21 protein-coding genes and 1 pseudogene are annotated in these 23,889 nt (G+C 33.8%); 8 read left to right on the top strand and 14 right to left on the bottom strand.

The window, feature by feature from the left end:
- Nucleotides 1–90: 90 nt before the first annotated feature.
- Nucleotides 91–516, bottom strand: a complete 426-nt coding sequence (locus NG806_RS01015) for an HIT family protein (protein ID WP_261511597.1) — start codon at nt 514–516, stop codon at nt 91–93.
- A 188-nt stretch (nt 517–704) separates the two neighbouring features.
- Here NG806_RS01015 and NG806_RS01010 point away from each other — a divergent pair, with 188 nt between their 5' ends.
- Nucleotides 705–1,175 (top strand): hypothetical protein, encoded by a 471-nt coding sequence (locus NG806_RS01010; protein WP_261511596.1) that lies wholly within the window; start codon nt 705–707, stop codon nt 1,173–1,175.
- 38 nt (nt 1,176–1,213) lie between these two features.
- Here the strand turns inward: NG806_RS01010 and NG806_RS01005 are convergent, their stop codons facing one another.
- Entirely contained in the window at nt 1,214–3,586 is a 2,373-nt protein-coding gene (locus NG806_RS01005) for a TonB-dependent receptor domain-containing protein (RefSeq protein WP_261511595.1), read from the bottom strand.
- Nucleotides 3,587–3,693: 107 nt separating this feature from the next.
- Between NG806_RS01005 and NG806_RS01000 the strand changes: the two genes are divergently transcribed.
- Together NG806_RS01000 and NG806_RS00995 are read left to right on the top strand one after the other, a co-directional pair.
- The gene (locus NG806_RS01000) at nt 3,694–5,364 is read left to right on the top strand and encodes a histidine kinase (protein ID WP_261511594.1); all 1,671 of its coding nucleotides are present in this window, start codon (nt 3,694–3,696) and stop codon (nt 5,362–5,364) included.
- Nucleotides 5,361–6,059, top strand: coding sequence for a LytR/AlgR family response regulator transcription factor (locus NG806_RS00995; protein WP_261511593.1), 699 nt, complete (start codon nt 5,361–5,363; stop codon nt 6,057–6,059). Before NG806_RS01000 ends, NG806_RS00995 begins: the two co-directional genes overlap by 4 nt.
- A gap of 2 nt (nt 6,060–6,061) precedes the next feature.
- Here NG806_RS00995 and NG806_RS00990 read toward each other — a convergent pair whose 3' ends face one another.
- Together NG806_RS00990 and NG806_RS00985 are read right to left on the bottom strand one after the other, a co-directional pair.
- A complete protein-coding gene (locus NG806_RS00990) occupies nt 6,062–6,661 on the bottom strand; it encodes a DUF6624 domain-containing protein (protein ID WP_261511592.1) in 600 nt (199 codons plus the stop codon).
- Between the two features lie 92 nt (nt 6,662–6,753).
- Entirely contained in the window at nt 6,754–7,968 is a 1,215-nt protein-coding gene (locus NG806_RS00985; RefSeq protein WP_261511591.1) for a T9SS type A sorting domain-containing protein, read from the bottom strand.
- A 366-nt stretch (nt 7,969–8,334) separates the two neighbouring features.
- Between NG806_RS00985 and NG806_RS00980 the strand changes: the two genes are divergently transcribed.
- Both NG806_RS00980 and NG806_RS00975 read left to right on the top strand, forming a co-directional pair.
- Nucleotides 8,335–9,363 carry a rod shape-determining protein gene (locus NG806_RS00980; protein WP_214831704.1) on the top strand — a complete coding sequence of 343 codons (1,029 nt, stop codon included), beginning with the start codon at nt 8,335–8,337 and terminating at the stop codon, nt 9,361–9,363.
- Between the two features lie 185 nt (nt 9,364–9,548).
- On the top strand, nt 9,549–9,944 hold the full coding sequence (locus NG806_RS00975; RefSeq protein WP_214831703.1) for a DUF3574 domain-containing protein: 396 nt from the start codon (nt 9,549–9,551) through the stop codon (nt 9,942–9,944).
- A 230-nt stretch (nt 9,945–10,174) separates the two neighbouring features.
- Here the strand turns inward: NG806_RS00975 and NG806_RS00970 are convergent, their stop codons facing one another.
- The 6 genes from NG806_RS00970 to NG806_RS00945 all read right to left on the bottom strand — a co-directional run bounded on the left by NG806_RS00970 (nt 10,175) and on the right by NG806_RS00945 (nt 14,602).
- Nucleotides 10,175–10,927 (bottom strand): DUF3667 domain-containing protein, encoded by a 753-nt coding sequence (locus tag NG806_RS00970; protein ID WP_261511590.1) that lies wholly within the window; start codon nt 10,925–10,927, stop codon nt 10,175–10,177.
- Nucleotides 10,928–11,260: 333 nt separating this feature from the next.
- Nucleotides 11,261–11,881, bottom strand: a complete 621-nt coding sequence (locus tag NG806_RS00965; protein WP_261511589.1) for a DUF6134 family protein — start codon at nt 11,879–11,881, stop codon at nt 11,261–11,263.
- 685 nt (nt 11,882–12,566) lie between these two features.
- Entirely contained in the window at nt 12,567–13,175 is a 609-nt protein-coding gene (locus tag NG806_RS00960; protein WP_261511588.1) for a hypothetical protein, read from the bottom strand.
- Nucleotides 13,176–13,213: 38 nt separating this feature from the next.
- A complete protein-coding gene (locus tag NG806_RS00955) occupies nt 13,214–13,765 on the bottom strand; it encodes a putative glycolipid-binding domain-containing protein (RefSeq protein ID WP_261511587.1) in 552 nt (183 codons plus the stop codon).
- 65 nt (nt 13,766–13,830) lie between these two features.
- Nucleotides 13,831–14,283, bottom strand: coding sequence for a VOC family protein (locus NG806_RS00950; RefSeq protein ID WP_214834669.1), 453 nt, complete (start codon nt 14,281–14,283; stop codon nt 13,831–13,833).
- Between the two features lie 133 nt (nt 14,284–14,416).
- The gene (locus tag NG806_RS00945; RefSeq protein WP_261511586.1) at nt 14,417–14,602 is read right to left on the bottom strand and encodes a hypothetical protein; all 186 of its coding nucleotides are present in this window, start codon (nt 14,600–14,602) and stop codon (nt 14,417–14,419) included.
- 502 nt (nt 14,603–15,104) lie between these two features.
- Between NG806_RS00945 and NG806_RS00940 the strand changes: the two are divergent.
- Nucleotides 15,105–15,224 (top strand): annotated as a pseudogene (locus NG806_RS00940) (DUF4287 domain-containing protein); the annotation flags it as partial.
- A gap of 979 nt (nt 15,225–16,203) precedes the next feature.
- Here NG806_RS00940 and NG806_RS00935 read toward each other — a convergent pair.
- Genes NG806_RS00935 through NG806_RS00920 form a run of 4 tightly spaced genes read right to left on the bottom strand, consistent with a single transcriptional unit; the run spans nt 16,204 to nt 20,918 of the window.
- Entirely contained in the window at nt 16,204–18,321 is a 2,118-nt protein-coding gene (locus NG806_RS00935; protein WP_261511585.1) for an AAA family ATPase, read from the bottom strand.
- 5 nt (nt 18,322–18,326) lie between these two features.
- A complete protein-coding gene (locus tag NG806_RS00930) occupies nt 18,327–18,782 on the bottom strand; it encodes a hypothetical protein (RefSeq protein ID WP_261511584.1) in 456 nt (151 codons plus the stop codon).
- Nucleotides 18,775–19,869: a trypsin-like serine protease gene (locus NG806_RS00925; RefSeq protein ID WP_261511583.1), complete on the bottom strand. Its 1,095-nt coding sequence runs from the start codon at nt 19,867–19,869 to the stop codon at nt 18,775–18,777. The genes NG806_RS00930 and NG806_RS00925 overlap by 8 nt, the downstream gene beginning before the upstream one ends.
- A 5-nt stretch (nt 19,870–19,874) precedes the next feature.
- Nucleotides 19,875–20,918, bottom strand: a complete 1,044-nt coding sequence (locus tag NG806_RS00920) for a ComEC/Rec2 family competence protein (RefSeq protein ID WP_261511582.1) — start codon at nt 20,916–20,918, stop codon at nt 19,875–19,877.
- 614 nt (nt 20,919–21,532) lie between these two features.
- Here NG806_RS00920 and NG806_RS00915 point away from each other — a divergent pair.
- Both NG806_RS00915 and NG806_RS00910 read left to right on the top strand, forming a co-directional pair.
- Entirely contained in the window at nt 21,533–22,606 is a 1,074-nt protein-coding gene (locus NG806_RS00915) for a DUF932 domain-containing protein (RefSeq protein ID WP_261511581.1), read from the top strand.
- A 69-nt stretch (nt 22,607–22,675) separates the two neighbouring features.
- A complete protein-coding gene (locus tag NG806_RS00910; protein WP_261511580.1) occupies nt 22,676–22,876 on the top strand; it encodes a hypothetical protein in 201 nt (66 codons plus the stop codon).
- Nucleotides 22,877–23,889 lie beyond the last annotated feature (1,013 nt).

Below are 23,889 nucleotides of genomic sequence, written 5' to 3'. Positions count from 1 at the left end.
AGTATGAGTGGATAGCGGGAAAAAGCTCCTGATTACAGTCTAAAAAAATATAAACTGTAGTACAATTGATGTATTAGCAGAATAAAGTTACTATTCCATTAACTGTTTAATGTTCCCACAAATCTCATCCAGCTCTTCCCGCTTTGGAAGTTCGTAATAAGTTTCGTGAAATTTCAGCCCAAAACCATCATTTTGAAACCTTGGAATAATATGTAAGTGCGTATGGAAGACCTCCTGGCCAGCCACTTCCCCATCGGCCAGGAAATAATTAATACCTTCAGATTTTACATTTGATTTTCTGATCGCCAGATTAATTTTAGCCCCTACATTAAACAGTCTGGAAGTCAGATCCTCATCCAGCTCCGCGATAAGTTCTTTGTGAATTTTAGGTACTACCAATATATGTCCTGGATTTACAGGTTGTATATCCATGAAGGCAATGACATGATCATCTTCATAAATGAGACTTGCCGGTAGTTCACTATTTATTATTTTACAAAAAATACAATCGGTCATAAAGTTTTTTTATAAAAATAATAAAATGATATGAGATGCCAGGCTCAAAATATTTCCATAATATGGTTAAGACGAATTAACTTAGGTTATACCAACTCAAAAAAGATCGTGCAATAACAGATTAATCTTTTTAAAAATCGTTTTCTAAATTTAGATTATAATTGCATTAGATATTATCAACATTTATCATGAAAACAATAACCTTAGCCTTAATTAGTTTTTGCCTCCTGTTTATCTTATCAGGATGTGAAAATACTAAGAAATCAAATGAACGCTTACCATCCGATATAACGAAAAAATCAGTTAAAAACAAGGCCTCTAAAATACAAGAATTAACTATTTATCAGTCTGCCGATTGGTCGATCATTAACAATGGTATAACTGGAAAATGCATCACTCCCTATTTAGTAGAACATAAAATTTCAATTGACTGTACTCCTTGTCGAAAATTACGATTGGTTTATACCTTTCACATCAATGGAAGTGGTCAATTATTAAAAATGGAAAAGGATGATAAAGTCATGGAATGCAATTTAAATAAAGAACAAATTAAAGAACTGGAAAATTTAATTGAGACTTATTTAAAAAAGCAAATAATGCCTCTATCTCTGCACAATACAATTTTTAAAGCAGGGATCGGTTTTACGTTAAAATGCTAAAATTCCTTTTTTCCATTAAAAAATAATATAGGACACCATCAATTGCGATTACCGGATTTAGCCTGTCGAACGGACTGATTATCTTTTAAATTAAGTCGATAAACAAGTGTTAACCGGTAACGGGCTGCATTGGGAATATTGGTCTGACTGATCAGGTAATCTGCTCCTTTGGTCGTACTGGATAATTTTCTTAATTCAAACAGGTTACTTACATCAAAGGAGACTGTTGCTTTGTCTTTTAAGAAAGTTTTACTGCACCCAAAATCAATACTATGCAAAGCGTTTGAGTGAATTTGGGCAGTTGCATTGGCACCCCTGAAATTATATAACGTCTGGAAAGCAAGTTTGTCCTTCAGTTTCACCTGAGCACTTAAACGGGCCGTAAGTGTATTTCCTGAATAGTCGAAGGTCTGATTTTGATAACTTCCCTGTTTAGCATAATGAAATATATTAAGTTCGGTATTTAACTGCAACCATTTGATGGGGTTATATAGTACCGAAAGCTCTAAACCACTGCGTATTTCTTTACTGATATTAACCGGCATGGTAATAAACAAACCATCCCCATTCCGAGATGTATAATCTTCAATAACCCCATTATTTTTTTGATAATAAAGAGATGGATTAAATGTAAGTGTCTTCCAGTTCTTCAGGAAAGCAAATTCAAAAACATGAGCGTAAGATGGGTTTAGGTTCGGGTTACCAACATAGCGACTATTCAGGTCGGTTAACTCATTGAAAGGATAGATCATGTTCAGCGATGGCCTATTGATTCGTTTACTGTAGCTCCCCTGTAAGGTCGTTCCTGTATCAAAGCGGTAACTGACATTTAATGTTGGAAATAACCTGCTATAATTCTTATCATTGGTATAATTTCCTATACGGTCTTCAATACCTATACGGGTCAGTTCGCCACGTACGCCGCCCTGATAACTAAACTTCCCCATCTTTCCCACAAACTGCACATAGGCACTCCCAATCAGTTCTTTGTACAATAGATGATTGTCGATCTGATCAATGATCTCCCAGCCTGCAGTATTTTGCTGCTCCGCAATAAAATCAGTATTTACCCTCCTATCCTCAAACTTCAGTCCAAACTCTAACGTTGAGGTACTGTCCAGTGGCTGTACCATATCCGTTTTAATCATGAAGTCCTTGCTTTCTCCTATTGAACCTGTCCTGATCGTAGGAAAAATAATGGGTATAGGAGAAACTCTATTGGTTGCCAGATTCCATTCTTTATCACTATTCCAGAAATCGTATTGCATATCCACTGTAAATTTTTTACCAGTCTGGTTAAAAGTTTTGGTATAATTAAATTCCAGTTGATTATAGCTTCGTTTTTCCCATGATTCACCGTTGCGGCTCAGCGTACTGTCGATGGCGCCATTTTTTCCTGAATATAAATAGTTCAGTCGCGTCTTATCATGGTCATGGGTAGAATTCCTAAGGAAAGCTGCAGTAATCGTATTGTGATCATTAATCTGATAATCTGCACCAAAATAAAGTAATTTGGCATTATCATGGCGGTTCTCATCCTGTCGTTGGTTCAGATAAACAGGAGTACCTGAAAGTCCGGTCGACTGTTCTGTTTTATAGAGACCTACATAATCCGACAATCGCAAACCATAGGTCGCAAAAAGGTTGAGTTTATTTGATTTATAATTCAAGCTGGGGCTAACCCGTGTTTCATTGGGAATACCACCAACTACCCTTAACTGTCCACTGAAACCTGCTTTCTTATTTTTTTTAAGGATGATATTAATAATTCCTGCTGAACCTCCGGCATCGAACCTTGAAGAAGGGTTGGTGATTACTTCTACGCGCTCCACCTGGTCAGCAGGCAATTGTTCCAGAGCATTCCCCTGAGTTAGTCCTGTTCGTCGTCCATTAATTAATACCAATACATTAGCATTACCCCGAAGGCTGATCGCACCAGTAGGACTGACACTGACTGATGGAACAATGTTCAATAAATCAGTTGCTGCTCCTGACTGAGAAAGCACATCCTTACCTACTTCGAAAACTTTCTTATCAAGTTTTAAACTGACTGATCCGCGCTGTCCGGTTAGTGCTACCTCCTCTAACAGTTTTGCATCAGGCTCCAAAGTTATTGTTCCAATATTTACCGTACCAGAACTAATTTGTATAGGTTTATTGACGGTTTTAAAACCTATTAGGTTGTAGGTGATATGGTAACTTCCGGCCGGAATTTTTTCCATGGTGAATGTTCCCTTAGCATCAGAAGTACTGGTCGTAATTAATTTTCCCGCATTATCTTTTAGTGTTATATTGACATACTGGATAGGAACAGAAGGTTTTTCATGAATGACACCCGTTATTTGAGCTTGCTGTGCAAAGGAATTTTGAACAGCCAACATGATCAGAAAAAAGAGCAGTATTTGTTTCATGATGTAAAATTAGATCCCGTACATAGTCATTTTGAGTAAAAACATCTGAACGGCTCTACAGACTTTCAAACAGCCTTCAGCTTTTTCAAATTACCTTGTATATTTACATGATGCATAATTTTATGTTTTTGCTGGTTTTACTCAGCATACTGAACCCATCTGTTATTCGTAATGAAGATCCTGTACCTGTTTACAAAATAGGTGATGATATAGCTTGGGCATCTAAGGACTATAATGACAAGAATTGGTCACAGGAGCGAGGCAACACCTCTGGTAAAATCTTCTGGTCCCGAACTCATTTAGATCTGCGTCAGGTTGAAAGTGAGGTATTGCCGCTTGGCCTTCAGATTGAATCCTTTGGATCTTTTGAAGTATACTGGGATGGAGTATTGATCGGTAATAACGGTCAAATCCCACAAAATGGCAAACCGGAAATACCCGGTACTGAAAGCAGTTATTACAGGATTCCGGACCACCTAATGTCACCTGGTCTTCATACAGTTGCTCTACGCAGTTCGCAATCATCACTTCCGCATGTGCAACGCAGCATTGGATTTAAAGTTGATCCTTACAACTCCTTGCTGACAAGACCTTTGGTTACGATGTCTTATATGAATCTCATGGCAGGAGCTTTTCTTATCGCAGCAGTTTATTACTTTTTTCTTTATGTAAACAGCAAGCGAAAACAATGGGATATCCTAATCTTCGGTACCATCTGTTTTCTGTTTTTTGCCCTGCTGATTATGGAATACCTTAAATTCCATGTGGTGATCCCCTATTCTCAATTTTTCGTACGCCTTGAGATTATTGGATGGCTGACCTTTGCCAATGCATTACTGGTTCCATTGTATTTTATCATCCAGTTCAATTTTAAAAAGGGAAAATGGCTAATGGCTGCCCTGCTAACAGCATTGATATTCCTTTACTGGTCTAATTACGGACACTATGATCTGACTGCCCGGCTTTATAGTTTAGCAATGCTTGTTGCTGCTTTCATCGTAGTATTGAATGGTATTATTCAAAAGGAAAAAGGAGGATTTATCGCTATGGTTGCCCTTTTAATGAGTGCTCTGGTCAATAATTTAGTGGTTTATGATTTTGGGCTGTTTATTAGTTTTACCATAATTGTTCTGAGTATGCTTTATCTACATTCCATCCGTACAAGCGTGATGGAGGCAGAGCATCAGAATGCTGTTTTACTTTCCTCAAGGCTACAGTTGGAACTGCTCAAAAAAAATATTCAACCTCACTTTTTAAGAAATACCCTGACTTCTATGATGGATTGGGTTGAAGAATCACCAAAAGAAGGTTCTCGTTTTATACAGGCACTCGCTGCAGAATTTGACATTATGAACGAAATTTCAGAGCAAACCCTGATTCCCATAACAAAAGAACTGGAACTTTGCCGTCAACACCTTTCTGTAATGGGTTTTCGTAAGGAGATTAATTATGTATGGGAACAAAACGGAATAGATAAAACTCAACTGATACCACCCGCTGTTATTCATACATTGCTGGAAAATGGTATTACCCACAGTGAGCCATTACCCGGAAATACCATTAAATTTGTGCTTCGTTATTTTGTAACGAAAGAAAGTCATCAATATGTATTTGAGACCATCGCAAAGAACCGACAGATACTCACAGACCGTACAGGTGGTAATGGACTTAAATATATCCGGGCACGTCTGACTGAAAGCTATGGACAAAACTGGACATTCGATTCGCATGCGACAGAAAACGGTTGGATATCTACTATTCAAATTTTAAAACAATGAATATACTGATCATTGAGGACGAGGCTAGGATCGCCCATCGTTTGCAGCGTATGACTGCTGAATTCTTTGGGAACAAGCCTGTCCAAATTACAATCTGTGATTCTCTTCAAAAAGGTCTTGATCAAATTGCCAGTCAGCTTCCCGATTTACTTCTTCTGGACCTGAATCTCAATGGAGACAATGGTTTTGAAGTGTTGGAACATATGGTAGCTGCTTCTTTTCATACGATCATTGTTTCAGCCAATATCGATAAAGCAATTACCGCTTTTACCTATGGTGTTCTTGATTTTGTTCCCAAACCTTTTGATAAGGAAAGACTTTTTCAGGCTCTGAACCGGTTTATAAGTCCATCCATAAAATCAGATGATGGCATGAAATACCTTGCGGTAAAGAGATCGGGGCAGATTCGCCTGATCAATATTGCTGAAATAATTTACATCAAAGGGGCAGGTATCTATACAGAACTGCATCTTAGAAATGGACAACAGGAACTGCACGATAAATCACTTGAGCTTTTGCAACAACTTCTTCCGGACGGATTTGAGCGGATTCATAAGTCTTACCTCGTTAACCTCCAACAGGCTGAAAAAATACTGATCAACCCCGGCACAAGATATGGACTGCAGCTTAAAACCGGGGAAACATTGCCAATAGGACGCTCAAAATATAAGGATCTTAAAAATAAGATGATCTGATATTATTTTATCCAGCCTACCTTCTTTTTCCATTCATCGCTATCATTTTTCCTTTGATTAAAATCTTTTGGGGGTGTTTGATTTTCGTTTTTTACCCGATGCTGGATTAAAACAATCTGATCTTCCAGGGTATTTAAGCCTATAAGTTTCCTTCTTTGATTTACTTTTATTAAGTCATCAAAGGAGTTGGGAACTAATTCTCCATTTTCATTCCAATCAAATTGAGTTCCGTAAAGCTGTGGCTTTCCTTCAAACACAGCTATCCGATCGGTTAGATAAGCCAAGTTTTTCGGATCTGCTTTATTTTCATCCACTGCTTTTTTTAATAGCTCCGCACATTTTTTCATAAAAACGGGTTTCCCAATTGAATGCTGTATGATCAGCCAAGCTGCTTCACTGGCTTCCTTACCTACTTTATCAATAGTCGGGTAGCCGATGGAATCTATTATATCATTTAATATTTCTGCATTCTTATTATGCCGTTTTTCCATTTCTTCATTATACCCTTCCCCAAGCTGCCCTTTTTGAATAAGTTGATTCCGAAATTCCAGATCTGCATCTTTTAAATGAATTATTTTTTGTGCAAAAATTTTATAGTCCATGATGCTGTTATTATAAATTAACCAGAAGATATCGTTTAAAATTACACAAACTTTCTATCAATATAAACTCGTGTCTCTTTTTTTAGCTTGCATCAAAAAATGTCCGAAGAATCAATTGATTCTTCGGACATTTTTGTACTTAACATATTGTTACTGACAATTAAATAAAATGTATTATTTTTTATTGTTTTAATTGTTTTTGTAGTGCCGTCATTTAATTTTAAAGAAATTAAATATACCCCTTCTTTTAAATCACCCAAGTAAATCGATGATGATACTTTTTCAATTTTTCTGACTAATCTTCCTGAGATATCAATAACAGAAATTGATCTTACATCAGATATATCAGAAATACTGATAAAATCACTGAAAGGATTAGGAGATACTTTAAGCTTGTCTTTTTTAGTAGTTTCGTTAGTAGATAAAACGGTACTGTCATAAGCTGAAATCTGGAATTCTCCCATACTTATGCTTGAATCATATTTCCAGGCACTTATATACAGTGTAGATCCCGGAGTTTGTCCTGTAAGAGAGACTAGTGAAAATAAACTATCTCCACTGTCATCATCACAGGCAATTTCAGTTAAAGTTCCACAGCTACCACTGTAAACGGTGAGAACAGAATCATCAAATGGCGATCCGGAAGCTTCATTTGTTTCTATAGTGATATTCCCGCTTGGAGGAACAACTACACTAAACCATGTATTATCAACCGCATCTCCGTTACAGGAAGGAAGAGTTCCATCGGTAGTGGCTCCGCCATTATTAGTAACAATTGAACCGGACGCAAAATCAGTTCCTATTGTCAGTGGCATTGCCTGTGAGCAGATATTGTTCGTTGATACAAGCTCATATGCTGAAATCTGAAAAGTTCCACTGTCGATCGTGTCATCATATTTCCATACACTCACATATAAAGTTGTTCCCGGAGTTTGTCCTGTTAATGATATCAACGAAAATAGATCTGCGTTTGTATCATCATTACAATCAATTTCAGTTAAAGTACCACATGTTCCTGTGTACACAGTAAGCACTGAATCGTCAAATAAAGATCCGGCAGCTTCCCTGGTTTCTATAGTCAGGTTTCCACTTGCTGGAACAACTACAGTAAACCATACATTATCTACGGCATCAGAATTACATGAAGGAAGAGCACCATCTATAGTACTTCCAACATTGGAAGAGGTAACCGCTCCTGAAGCAAAGCTTGTTCCTACTACCAATGGTATTGCACCTGAACAATTATCATTTTGAGCATTCACAAATGTAATTGTTAATAAAAAAAAACAGAGTAATAATTTTTTCATAAAATCTTCATTTTAATTAATAATTTACGGATATAATTGCGTTTTTTAATTTATTTTTCACAATAAATATAATCACGTATTCTTTTTGTAAATATATTATATTAATTAAGCACTTAGGCAATTATTTTATTATGTTAAAAGAGTGTATTGAAATTCAATTAATTATTGATTTCCTTGCTTTTATATACATTTAAAATGAACTTCAGAAGTTTTGTTAGTCTTATGTAAAAGTATTTTAAGAATTTAGAGGCCTTTTAATATCTTAATACCACAAATTAACACAACTTTAACTTCAATTATAAAGTACCGGACTATTTAAATCAATCCATAAAGCCGTACTTTGCAGTCTAATAAAACAATGAAAAGATGGGGCTATTTGACATGTTTACGCAAGAGATCGCAATGGATCTTGGGACTGCTAACACTTTGATCATACATAATAACAAGATTGTTATTGATCAGCCCTCCATTGTTGCTATTGACCGTACTACAGGAAAACCTATTGCGGTTGGAGAACAAGCTAAACTTATGCAGGGGAAAACCCATGAAAATATCAAAACAGTACGTCCATTAAAAGATGGTGTCATTGCAGATTTTCATGCGTCTGAACATATGATCAAGGAATTCATTAAACAAATACCGGGAATCAGAGGTAGATTTATCCAACCGGCATTAAGAATCGTAATATGTATTCCTTCAGGAATTACAGAAGTTGAAAAAAGAGCGGTTAAAGATTCGGCATTAAAAGTAAATGCTAAGGAAGTAAAATTGATCTATGAGCCAATGGCAGCGGCAATTGGAGCAGGGATTGACGTTCAAAGCCCTGAAGGGAATATGATCATTGATATAGGTGGTGGAACGACTGAAATTGCGGTGGTCGCACTGGGTGGTATTGTCTGCGACAAATCATTAAAAATCGCTGGTGATGTTTTTACAAATGATATTGCATACTTCCTGAGATCATACTACAATTTGTACGTTGGGGAAAGAACTGCCGAAAGGATAAAAATCGAAATAGGTTCTGCATTGGAAGAGCTTGAATATCCTTTAGAAGATATTCCTGTACAGGGAAGAGACCTGATCACTGGTAAGCCAAAAGAAATTATGGTGAACTATAAGGAAATTTTCAAAGCATTGGACAAGTCCATTATGAGGATTGAAGATGCTGTTTTGGAAACCCTTTCTCTTACTCCACCTGAGCTTGCAGCGGATATTTACAAAACTGGAATTTATCTTGCAGGAGGGGGTGCCCTTCTCAATGGATTGGCTGATAGAATACACAGAAAAACAGGATTACCTGTTTGCGTTGCTGAAGACCCTTTAAGAGCCGTTGTTCGTGGAACGGGCATTGCCCTTAAAAATATCAATAAGTTTAGATTTCTTATGAGTAGCTAAACTCAGGAATAAATATAAAACGCCTTTAAATACTATTATTTAAGGGCTTTTTATTTTACCGTCGTTTTATTACATACGAAATGGTTACTCACATCTATTTATCCCCTATTTTCGAATTATTTTAGTTAAAAATTTTATATTTGTTGAATAGAACACCTACAATTCTAGTAAATAAATATAACCAAATGAAAACTCAGAAAAAACTAATATTCGCAGCTTTTTTAAGTATAGCCTTTGTTTCCTGTAGTACCATGCAACGAACTGATTTATATTTTGGAACAAATATTCCTACTGGCGGGGATGTAACAGCACAACAGTGGAAAGCATTCTCTGATAGTGTGATCACACATTACTTTCCTGAAGGATATACCGAATCGGATGCGGTTGGTAAGTGGATGGATACCCAAACAAAATTAACCATATCAGAAAAGACAAAAGTGGTGACTTTCCTGGGTAAACCTACAAAAGAAAGAAATGCTTCATTGGATAGTATTACCCAACGATACATCCGCAGATTTCATCAACAAAGTGTATTAAGAGTAGACAGTAAACCTAAGGTAAAATTTATCAGCAAAATATAAATTATCTTTTACAGCAAAACACAATTCTAAGATTCAAACGTTTTTCCACTTATACTGTTCTTTCGTTAAAATGGAGAGGAATTTTTTTTGAATTTTTCATTAATAGCCATTTCTTCTAGCCATTCCAATAGCTTTTATTATTCAATAAATCCCATTGTGATTCATGATTGACTGCATTTTTTTGATCCTAGTTTCATTTGGATTACCATCCACCATTTTCTCTATTGTTATTAATGGATAACGTTGGTTATTATTAGTCCAAAGTAGTACAAAATAAACAGTAAGCAATTCATTACAGTAATTGTTAATGATATTTTTAGCAAGTTGGTTTTCTTTGTACTCATCAGGCTGCCATACGTATAACCATATAAAAACAAAAATCCTGTCATAAAAAAAGAGATAAAAAAACCTTGCTCACTTACATCTGTTTTCTCTGAAAAGAGGGTCATAAAGAGTTTTATCAAGTTAATGAGTACTAATAACAGACTAAGTTGTGCCGCTAAATAAGTATTCACAAGAAAATGCTCCCAATAATTATATTGCCTTTTTATAAAAAACAACCACGTTATTAAAGAAGCAAAAGGAATCATTATAAAAATAAAAAGACTGAAATAATGACTAAAGAATGATTCATTGACCTCAAGGACCTGATTAGGAAACCTTTTTTGATATATACTTTGTGTAAGACTTTGAAGTTTATTAACAACAAAAGTACAAATAGATGCTATTAATATAACATAAGCAAAAGGCCTAAAATGTTTTACTCGTTTTCCTGCAAGATATCCTTCTACCATTTTTCCAGGATTTGTAAAAAGACATTTTAGTGTATAGAAAAACCCCTTGTCAATATGAAAAACAGAATGTGGTATATCATGAATTAGCCAATGTACATCAATTCTTTTTTCGTGTACAGACTGTCCACATTCTGGACAATAATTACCTGAATAATTAAAATTGCAATTTTTACAAAGAGTTATTTCCATTCTTTAAAACTTGTGGAGGTACTTGATATAGTTAAATAGTAAACATTCTTAGAGCCTATATATATTATCCTCTCACATTTGTAATATTCAAATGAATTTATTCCTTCACATAAATAGGTTACTCCTAATGTAATATTCATCGGGTTCTAGATATCTTTAAATGAAATTTTTAATTCACCGAATATAAAAATATTAAATAACAACTGCAAAAAAAACTCTTTTTAAGTATTTGCAGAGAATGAGGGATGTGAACCTATCTCGTAAATACCACATTTATCTCATTTTTATGTGAAAAATCCAAAGTTTTCACAATAAATAGTTGCAATAAGGACTTTAATGGGTTTTATTTGGATTCGTATCAAGAACAAACTTTAGGTTTGCAAAATCGGTATTGGCTTCAACTAAAGTGCAAATTCCTTTGCTGTATGTGTAAGTAGTCGTGTTTCCGTTTGGCAGATCGATCCTGTATTTTTTGGAATTAATCTTCTGAATAGGAATCATCTTTTGGAATTTCTCCGAAAAAACAGATTTTATATTTTCGGGCTCATTAAAATACAGACTTGCAGTAGAGCTGAAAATGGACTGTTTTAGAGAACCATTGGCTCCATCTTTGTCCGAAAGATTATAAACACTTCCGTTCCAGGTAGCGGTATTGTTCACTTTTAGTTTCCCGTTCATTGTTCGGTAAAGTTTGGCCTGCTGTAGAATATTCTGTTTAAAAGTGACACCCATTTTGTCATAAATTTCAATACTGTAAATGATTTTTACTTTAGCTCGGGATTCAAAAATATATTCGGTGACATCATCTTTCAAAGAACGTTCCACATGGATATTGCCAATCGTTTTATCGTCTTTTATAATAGAATAATTCAGATATTCTTTGTTAATTGGTGTTACAATATTGGGTTGAAAATAATGGTACAACATCATCGAAAAAATCAGGAGTGCTTTCATTTTTTTATTTTTTAAAATAATAATGGCTTCTTTAAAAATATTTATGATGCAAAATTAGGCATGGGAAAGCCTTAGAATGTTCCATAGGATAAATGCGAACCCATTTCATTAATGAAATTTAACTGATTGAAAATAAAACCATTAACCATAAGACTGCGTTCCAATTTATAATCGTGAACCTTGTTTTTTAAACTCTCGAGATATAAGAAGGTAATTTTTTTTAAGCAGTCGCTGATAATAAATAAAGTATATTATTATATTATTTTGTAATTCCTGTTCCCCACTTTTATAATAGTTTGGAATCTATACTTTTTTGAAAAATTGGAAGCTGAGTAGTATTTTTGAAAATATTAGCTAAACAAAAAGAAAAAATCGATTTCTGACAATATAAGAGCAAAATGATATGGGGTTAGCAGAAGTAGGCTAATAAAAATGTCACATATCACAAATATATAAAGGAACTACTAAAATTACAGCTATATAAAATACACGTAGAAATAAGGGCTAAGGAATCTGGAAAGTTTTCAACATCTCCCTACTGCCTAAATCCTACCATTTTTTAAGTCAACTACATATCCTCCTTTTGGTTTTGATTTTTTTCGGATGTAATATACGTTGTGCAAAGTGTTTAACCAGTCAATTAGAAAATAATGTATTATGCGAGAAAGTCGGATAATATTCGAAATCATATATCTATTAATCGCCATCCTAATTCTGCTTCTTGTATTTCCTTATACTTTTCAAAGTTGATTAAATGTAAACATAGTCCATTTTGTCCATCCAGATGGATTACGTAAATAAACCCTTTAAGTTTCCAACTATACAGTTTAGTGCCAACTAAATCCCAACCAGCCTCTCTAAATTGAAAATTCGGCATTCCCAATTTGTCTTTAAAATAGTCCACTCTTTCTTTAAAGCCTTGTTCATTTAATTCCTTTGTACTTTTAAATACTAATCCAAAAAAAGAATTCTCTTTATTTGTAAGCCCTTCAATATAATCAAAGTTAATAGTACCGAAATTTGCTATTGTATCCCTCTTAGGAGACCAGATAGATAAATTATAATATATACTATTTTTCCCTTGTTTTTTTTGAATAAAAAGTTTCGTATTTCTAACAACCGAATATTCGTTCTTCTTCGATAAGTTCTCATCGTTAAAATAATTTTGTATTTCAAATTCGGTTGTAATCTGTTCAATATCAATTTTCTTCCGGTCAGTTATGGAAGGTTTGCTCTGTCCATAGATGGAAAGAAAAGTCATTGATACTATAAAAAAAATAATTTTTTTTCCCATTTCGTTAACTCTTTAGAAAATAATTGACAAGCTCAAAACTAATATTCTGCTATTTTTTCAAAAAGTCCAAAATAATTATCCACTAATCCAACTTCATCAACACTCATATTTCCTTTAAAACCTGAATTTAAATTTTCATAAAAATATTTGTTATCCGCTATTTTGGTATACCTCTGCTTGACAGGTACAATGTTATTTTTTAAGACATCTATATAAATCACATCAATTTCCTTTGGTGTTTCCATATCAAATGATAAATTATTAACAGGAAGCGTATTGGTAAATGGTGTAAGTGAAATATCAATGTATTTAAAACCTTTAAAATCAGAATTTGTCATTATATTAATTTGCCATCCATGTTCGGAATTCTCACCAGTCATCTTTCTTTTTATCGTATTGATTTCTGATTCGATTTCAAATGCTCTAATCAGCCAATTTCCATCAATAACCAATCTATAATTAACATCATATATATTACCATTTTGGCTGCCGATAATCTTTGATTCTACAACATTATTTTCATTCTTTTTTTCAATTTTAAAATATTCTAGAGATTCATAAGCTATTCCCTTCCATAATAATGTTTTCATAATTGGAGTATTCATAAATAATATTTCTTCGCCGAATTTCTCACAGGTCTTTGTGAAGAGGAATTTTACTTACCGTTTAATTCCTCAGCCAAACCTATTAACAGCCCATCCTTTGCACGAATGTAACACAGGCGATAAGAGTTTTCGTACTGAACCATTTCGCCAACGAGTTCAGCACCATGTTTCACTAGCCTGGACACCAGCTCATCAATATTCTCAACAGTAAACATAACCCGTAAATATCCGAGAGAATTTACAGGAGCATTCCGATGATCTGAGATAGTCGACGGGTTAATAAATTGTGAAATCTCGAGCCGATTATGGCCATCGGGTGTCACCATCATGGCCACCTCAACGAGCTGCTCTCCTAATCCCGTAACACGACCAGCCCACTCTCCCTCAACCTTCGCACGTCCTTCAATCTTTAACCCTATTTCTGTAAAAAAGGAAATAGCTTCATCAAGGGATTCTACAACAATGCCCATATTGTCCATTCGCAACAATTTACTTTTTTCCATAGTGTTGATTTATAAAGTTATCCTCAAAATATTGGGAAAATAGAATGTGTGTTCCAAGATATCTTTTTAAAGAAAATCTTCTAAAATCCCCTTTATTTTGACACAATCAATTTACTTATTTTTCCAATTATAGCTAAGATTCATCTTTTGTGTTTTTCACAAGGCCAATCCCTGCAATAAAGAAGATTAAACCAAGAACTCCTATCACCCCTAAGGTCGTATAAGAAGTATTTTTATTAATCAACTGATATCCAGTGTAAATCAAACCAGCGATTCCCAGAACGGTTAATATTGTTGCAAAAATTCGTTTAATGTTCATGATTTTATTTTTTTAGTATTTTAGTATCCGTAATTATTTCACTTTCTCTAAATTTCCTCATTTATTCTTGAATGAATTCATTTAAAACCTTACAAAAACCAAGCCGTTAATAAACATCAAACATTGCCTAAACACCTCAATAATAAATCACTACAGTTCAATATTTGTATTAATCTTTAACCAATTTTCCGAAATAGCTTTTCGGCTTAACTTTTCGGATCCGTCTAATTTTGGGAAATTTTTCAGAAAGCATACCCATTTCACTCCTCTTGATTTCAAAAAATCAGAAAAGCTTAGGAATTGACCATTAATATCCTTTTTTGGACCATATCGTTTCTTTTCATACTATTTACCTTTGTTCTAAGTTACAAAGGCTTATCATCTTCGTCAAATTCAAAAAAATAATTATGTCATTTATAACTTACATCAAAAATATTGAGGAAAAAAAACCGGCAAATCACCGGAAGATTTCCAATTTCTCGCAGACAAAAAAGGTTTTACTAAAAATGGAACTATTAACGTTAAAGCCACTGAAATTATCAACTGGCTAAAAGAGGATTTTAGTTTAGGCCATGGTCACGCAACAGCGATGTACGCCTATTTTAAAGGAAAACGTGAATAATAAAATAAGGTATTTCCACTATGAAAGCAGCATAGGAGTTGCCCATTAGACTGTTTATAGCCCCAAGTTCATAAGTTGAATTTTACTTGCCCCTCTGCTTTTAAATACCGTTCACTCATCTGCTACAGGCTGTGAAACAGACATTATTAGTACTTTTGACGATGGCCTTTACGTATTGCAGGAAAAATTACATTAAAAAAACATAGAATTATACTATTATAGTAAAATTGATTTTTCAGCACTCTTAGATAATTAAAGATAATGACTATAAGTTAAGTATTTAGCACCCCGGCAAGTATGTCACTACCTTTAAAGATAACGGGCTTTTCACCTTCAAACCTACATTCATGAATATATCAAGAACGTCTGATATAGAAAGACTGCTGACATACAATTTAGTTTAGTGTACTTATAAGAGCATAATCCCATTCATTTCTTTACTCTTAAAAGGGCATCTATCGAACCCTTACAATGTTAGGCATTCTATCCTATAACCATATGAAAATGAAAGAGAAAGAATTATTAACACAAAAAAAAGGATCTTCTAAAAGAAGACCCTTTTTTTGCGGAGAGAGAGGGATATGAACCTATCTCGTGTATATGTGATGTTTATTGAACTTTTTATTCAAGATTTGAAAAGTGCCACGATATTGCCACACTAACTTTTCTTGTTTCAAGAAGTTTTATAAACTACTCTAACTTTTGCTTTGCGGAGAGTCAGGGATTCGAACCAATACAGCAAATGCCTTATTGGTGCCTCTTTCCAGCTTCATAAAATATGAAGTGCCATGAAACTGCCAGAAATAAAAAAATTTCAACAATTTCCTCCCAAGCTTCTTTTACTTGCAAAATATTTTACGACTTAAAATAAAGAACACAAAATTTCTTACTGCAAATTTAACTTTTTTATTGATTATGTTTATATACAAATTATTTTATGCACAAAATTGAAAAAACATACTAAAAAGGCATTTTTATCTTATATCTTACCAATCACTTTATGAACATTATCAAGCCTAATTAATTTATATTTAGAGTTATCTAAATCTTCTATTAGGATATCCAATTCAATCTTTTCATCTTCCTCATTGTTAAGAGGCTTATCAATCGAAGTGAAAATTATAGTCTGTTTTTCGATTACTTCAGATGAAGTTTTAAAAAGTGATTTCAAGCTACTTAAATTTGTCCGATGTTGTCCTGGCTCATCAAAAATTATAATACCAGGATGATTAATTCCGTTATTTAATAGACTTAATGTATAAGCCCAAATGTTACGAACGAAGTCTGAAGCTGAAGAATTGATACGAATTGATTGAGGCATTGTATCATTTCTATGATTCTTATATATTGGGAAATATTTAAATGGTTCCTTTCTATTTATCGAAATTTGATACTTCTCATTACTCTCATAACCAAATCCAAAAAGGCAATCCTTATATTGAGTTTCAAAATCCAAAAGTTTTACCTCGTCTTCCTTTTCTGAATCACCCAAATTTTCAATTTTTAAGTTATTATTGTGATATTTATTGGCTAATGCTTCTAATTCGTTTTTCATTTCTGAAATAGATTCTTTAAGCAAATGTAAATTTTCGATTTCTCTTTCAAGTTGTATTTTTTTTACCACTTCTGATTCTGAAAGAGCTCTATCATCTGCAATTAAATCTTTTGAAAGCGATTTTATTAAGATTTCTTTTTGCCGTAGTGAATTTTTAAAATATTGTAAAAGAGTTTCTTTCTCATTAACAGTTTCTTTCAAACTTCCTATGGAAGATTCAATAATTTTCTTTTGACTTCGTAAAAAATTAGTATTCTCTTCCAGAGTGAGTTGAGGAATCTTTATATTTCTTATAGAAATAAGATCAATCGCAACTTCTTGAGAACAAGTTGGACAATGATTTGCACCTCGCTCATTAATGATATTCTCACTAAAAACTTTCTGTAGATTGATATGATCCTTAATTTCGGACTCCACAATACTTAACTGACTATTTAGGGCTGCGAATTGTTGTTTCTCTATCCGCAATTTATTTTCAAATCTTTCAATATAATCTTTGAGCTTGAAATACTCTTCCTTCTGTCGATTAAATTCTAATACAGCTTCTTCTCTGTTTTCTCTTATAGTAGAAAGCGGTCTATTTTCAAGATCATTAACAATCATGACTTTTTGATCAAGAAACTCAGTAAAACCAATTTTTTCATCTTCCGATGTAGAGAACAAAACATTAATTTTATCAATTTCAGCTTTGTCTGTTGTAAGTTCTTCTGGAATGTTAATAATTGTTGAATTAGTTTGTTTTTCTAAATACGAAAATGATTTAGTTTTTCTTTTCCAATCCTCAGTTATTATACTTTTTTCTTTATTTAATACATCTTTTTGTGTAGAAAGTTCAATTTCATTCAAGCCAAGTATAAATTCGACAATTTTCTCTTTAGCTTTTGTTATTCCAAAAAAAGGCATTGTAGCGAAAAAATCGGACCATCCCTTTGTTTGTTCAATAAATAATGCTGAAAATACTGTCTGTAAGTAGAGAGGACTGTAATTATCTGACCTAGAGCTATTGCTTACCAATGGTAGTTGAATACCTATAAAATCACTTAACCAATTATAAAAACCATTTGGATCTTCATTATTTCCTCTTGCATTAACAAAAAAAACTCCATGACGACTGCTATTTCCTTCTTCGTTAATACGTTCAAAGGGAGAATGGTAGATTATAATATTTGATGTTTTCGCTTCTTCCGTATTGGATTTAATGAATCTTTCTAAGCAAACAATTTCATTATTTGAATTCTCTATTTCTAAAATTATTTTTGAAGAAAGTACTTTATAGGTAATACCATCTTCCTCTTCATTCACTTTAATAGTAAACTCCTCTTTAAGAGCTTTATCTAATGCTTTTTCATTACGAGCACCAAGAAGTTCTTCCATTCCTAAAGCATAATATATGCATGTATTTATGGTTGTCTTCCCTCTTGAATTCGGTCCAGCAATGATATTCAAGCCCTGGTCGAATGAAAAATCGAAACCATATAAATCAGTTATATCTCCGCTCTTATCTGTAAGTATTTCAGCTCTTAGTTTATTGATCTTAAACATATCTCCTATATTAATTTCCAATTCTTATTTGCATTATTCAATCTGTTTTTGGGTATCTTTCCCAATGCCTTTATTTTTTGCACTTCATCTTGAAACAGGCCAAACTGGTCAATTGCATTAATAATTTCACTGCCTTTATCTGCTATTTTAATTTCAAGTGTTTGGCCTACAATCACACGTTCAATGTATCCATTGATTAGACCTAGAGCTAGTACCTCATCTATACCATGTTCAAAAGTCCAAGGTATTAAAGTATTTCTCTGTTGATTTGCTAAATCTAACAACACCTGATAGTTAGTTTCGTTACGTAAACTCCAAAAAACAATATGTATTAACTCCAAGCTTGCCTTTTTTGCATAACCACAATTTGCAATGATTGCTAGCAACAAAACCACTTTATAATATCCATTATATCGGATAGATACCGAAATTGGCTTCTCGTCTAATTGAATATTAATCATTTTTAGTAAAATTTAATGTACATATACCTAGCCATTCTATAACCTGATATTCAGATAAATCCAAATTCGTAAAGCTTGGAAGAACCTCAAATTGGGTTTTCAATTGATTTTGAAGTTCCATTTTTAAGTTTATTGCTTCATTACTTTCATTAACATTTCTCGAATAATCATCCTGTACTTGGTCTACAAATCTCTTAACAATATTTTTGAAGTTAGAATAAAGTATAGGATAGTCATTTTCAATTGTTCTAATATTGTCCCTCATTGCGAGAAATTTCCGTATTTGTTTCGCTGTTACAGTATTCGCTTTAACTGTTTCAGGATACAGTACATTGTTTTTACGATAAAGCTTTTCAAAAAAATCACTATTTTCTTTCTTAAAAACTTCTATTTCCCGATCGGTTCGCTCTCTTTCTAAGTTTTCGTTCCACTGTTTCAAATTTTCAAAATCAGACAAGTCCACATATTCTGATATGTATTGTTCAATATGTTTTATCGAACAACAAGCAATATCATCATTCCAGGCTTTATTTGTGACAACCGAGTTAAGAATACCAATAAGAAATGGCGAATTATGTCGATAAACGAACACTCCACTACCAGACAGACCTTTAGCTAGGTAATTTCCATCTTCTCCACCTTGATCGAATGTTTCTCCTACTAAAGTAATTTTAAAACATCCAAGATCTTCACTGGTAGATAATATTTTTCCTGTAAAAGGGCGATATTGTTCTATATTTATCCCCTGATAACCACAGAACTTTATCTCATTTTCAGACAAGACTCCACGACCTAACTTATATTGATAAAGCAAGTTCTCTTCATTATCAAAGTCGATTTCAATAAGAGCAAAATCATGTTCTTTATTGAATTCTTTGATTTCAACACTAGTTATTGTTTTGAATTCGGAAGTATAGTCATTTTGTTTTTCTATAATTATATCATCAGTACTGGGAATACTATCGCCTAAACAGTGTGCAGCTGTTAAAACATAAAATGTATCTTTTCCTGGAAGTAAAACCCCACTCCCAGTGTGCCCATTACTTTTTACCCGAACACAATATTTTTCTGCCAGATTATATATCATTTTTCTTAAAACCAGTTTTTGCTTTCTGCTACCCAATTTCCACTGTTAAAATCATCTTCGCTTATAAAATTACCAATCCTTTTCCTCAAATCTTCGATTTGATGATTGAAATAGATGTTTAGGATCTCATCTGTTCTTTGTGAATTAAAGATTATTCTAGCAATTGTTTCTCTAGATGGATGTTTATGGGAAGAAGTTCCTCCATTAGTGGAAATTATAAAATTATCAGATTTTATTAAACCAAGCAGTTCTTGTGATGTGTTATTGAGACTTCCATGATGGGAAATTTTGACATAATTAACATTAAGTGGATAACATTCATTGAAGCCATTCGATCTCAAACTTTCAGATATAATCTCAGGTCGAGAATCCGCTAATAATAAAATTGAAATATCTCGACATCTTAAAATAAATGCAATAGATGATGAGTTAAAGATATCATCATTAATACCTTTATCAGGGGCAAATGGAATCCTGCTCAAATCCTTCAATGATTTACAATAAGTGTCTTGCTGAGAAGAAATGGTTACTTTTTCTTTTTCTTTTTCAGCCAAAGTGGATGCTTGCCATTGCCGATACAATTCATTCTTGATTTCTGGGGTTGGTGATAATATAACAAACTCAACACCTGACTTATTTATTGATTTTTCAAGGGTAGATATTTCAAGTAGCTTTACATTTGGCTGTTTTTCAAGAATTAAATTCTTCAAATTATCTCCTTGCTTTGTACTAATTAATTCATCATTTTCGACTTCAACAAGCTCAGGATGATTCATCCAAATTTCGCCTATTGTAATATTGTCAATAAGGCTACTCTTAAATAAGCTTATTAGGCCGGCTATGTGATCAGAGTCAATATGAGTTAGTATCAATAAATCAATATGGGTAATATCTTTTAATTCTGCTTTAAGAGAGTACCGAAAGGTCTGAGCGGTTCCTCCGTCTACAAGGATAAAAAAATCATTGTTGTTAACATCAAATGTTTTTATCAGAATACAATCACCATGAAATGCTGGTAAAATGGCAAATTCAGTTTTATTTCTTTTCATTCAATGAAGCAGAGTTTCTTGGTTAGTATTAGTTTATAATAGCTAATATACTATTTTTTAGTGTTCATGCCAACAGTTCTTACCTGCTATCTTGTTTGGCAATGAACATTTTATCGGTTTGAGAAATTTTTATTTGATGGTAGAGAATATTACACAAGTAATACTTTCCACAAGAAACCGGTAAAAAGGCAGCTAAGGTACGACGTACACCTCACGCACATGCCTGCCAAAAGACTACGGCATAAACACAATCCCCCTGCACATAGGCCATCCTTTATTCCGTTTCCTTTTGGCTTTCCCCTTTGTACGTCTTCCATATCTGCTTTCTTTTTTCCGGTTTTTCTTTTGGAAAGTATCACGAAAAAACGAAGCAGGACAGGGAAAAAGAGAAGAAAAAAACATTCTATAACTCTAAAAAGAAAAGTCATGAACATCATTGGAAAATTAACACAAGATGCGCAAGTACGCACAACATCAAACAACAGGAAGGTAATAAGTTCTCTCTATCTGTTAATGACAGCTACAAAAAAATTCTGTATTCTCCCACAGGTGACCGTCTTATCAGGTTTGCTTGTTCTCTAAACTTTTTAATAATTAATCTAAAATAAAATATCATGGCACACAATTTAAATTTCAACAACAAAACAGGACGCTATTCATTTTTCAGCGTGAAAGAAAAAGCTTGGCACGGATTGGGACAAATTATTCAGGATTATCCCACTAGTGAAGAAGCTATCAGGTATGCGGGACTCAACTACGAAGTAGCTAAATCCCCACTCTATACTAAAGGCTCAGGTATCATTGAAACCGCGGATGGCATCGAAATCGGCTCAAATGAACTACATGTTCCCAATTACTTCGCTAATATCCGCACAGACAATAATGCAGTATTAGGCGTAGTAGGAAAAGATTATCAGATAATACAAAACCGTGATGCTTTCACTTTTTTTGATGCAATTGTAGGTGGTAATGACGGCATTTTTTACGAAACTGCTGGGGCCTTAGGACAAGGTGAACGCATCTTTATTACCGCTAAGCTCCCCGATTATATCCGGGTAGGAAACGGGGATGATATCACAGAAAAATACATCTTCCTGACAACTTCGCACGATGGCAGTGGAAGTATTACGGCAGCATTCACCCCTATTCGTATTGTCTGCCAGAATACTCTGAATGCTTCACTGCGAAACATGAGTAATGTAGTACGTATAAAACACACCGCAGGGGCTAAACAACGTTTAGAAAACGCCCATAAAGTGATGGGATTGGCCAATTCCCTAAGCAAACAATTGGAGAGCACATTCAATCAGTGGGCAAAAGTAAAGGTAACAGACGAGGAAGTGAAAAAACTGATCCAGTTGGCGCTATGTCCCAATAAGGAAACCTTAGATCTGCTCAAAAAGGGTGCGGAAGAAGATGTTTCCACCGTATTTAAAAATACAGTAGATGATGCCTTCGCTTATGCAATGATAAATGACACACAACAAATGGAAACTACAAAAGGAACACTCTTTGGCGCTTACAATGCTGTGACAGGCTATTATCAGAATGTACGTAACTACAAGGACAGCGAAGCTAAACTGCAATCCATAGTAATGGGAGGTACTGCGCAACTGAAAACTCAAAAAGCTTTTGAGCTATGCACTTCATTTGCTACAGACGGTGCAGAAGCTTTTACCCTTAATTAACCATATATGGCAGTCCGTCAGCTGATGGCGGACTGTCTTTACTAAAAAATGAAAAGCCAATTGAACATTATGAAAATAACAGATTTACATGGTTGTCCTATCGAGGTTACCAACCTACACAAAGCGATAAGGCAAGCCAAACAATACAAAGATTTTAGGCATGAGGATAAAAGTTTCTCTCGCTTTGATCAAAAGCAAAATGCTTATTGGGCAGATATGTACAATAAGCTGATACAACGTCGTATCAAATTTAAAAACACTTTAAAATAAGGTCGCTCACTAGCTAAGCACTGAAAAAAACAAGACCTATACATGCTATTCTTTGCTATGGCGATTATTTCGTAATGGTATGATAGTCTACAGGAGATTTTTCCTCAATTTAAAAAATTTCCGCTCTCAGCCTATCCTGGTCTGATAATTCAAAATCCGGCTGCAAAAATGCCGTCCCTTCCGAAACGGAGGAAACGCATTTTTGCGTTCAGAAGTGGCGTAGCCCGTCAGGTAGAACTTAACCCTCTCCACAAAAACCTTCACACGTTTTACCTGACCAGCTACTGCATATTTGAACGGAACTATCAAAGTTCCGAAATTAAAAGTAGTCCAGGAAGTTAATAATTCCATTCTAAAAGATTGTTTATATTATACAACCTTTTTAAATTTAAATGCTTATTCAATTAGTATATTTTAAATCATGCAATTCCCTCCTATTTGCCATTCTATTATAAACAAAAAAAGGCAGTATCAACTCTCAAAAAGTTTGATATTGCCAACATTTTAATTTTTGCCTTTAAAGCTCCAATTAAAATTATCTCAGTTCTTCAGTGATACTCTTCTTCAACGCAATTGCAGCACACAACACACAACATATTAAAAATACTTCTTGGCGTTCTCACCTATAATAACTGCAAAGACATCGTCTATTTTATTATTTTTTATATCCTATTTCTTTTAGATGTTCAATTGCTATACTTGCATCCGGTCTGCCAGTTGATTGCTGCATAAATGTTTCGACCACTTGATTTAAAGTTTCCATAAGTTCCTAATATTTAATGCCAGCGGAATTTTATAAAGATTTTATTCAGGCTTAATGTTATTAAAAACAAACACAAGTTAATATTCCTTAACCTTTTCTTTTTTAGCAGGGACTGAATAACTAATAGTTAGTTTACACTTCTTCGAATCATTTTCCATCAAAATTTCTGTAAATTCAAATTTTGTTTCAAAATTATTATTTTGGCAATTTGCTCTCTTTCATCAGTTTCAATCAAAGCATGATCACATTT

Source organism: Chryseobacterium paludis, from assembly GCF_025403485.1.
Classification (GTDB): Bacteria; Bacteroidota; Bacteroidia; order Flavobacteriales; family Weeksellaceae; genus Chryseobacterium; species Chryseobacterium paludis.
The sequence above is the reverse complement of the archived record's forward strand: the minus strand, read 5'-3'. Positions and strand labels throughout refer to the sequence as shown.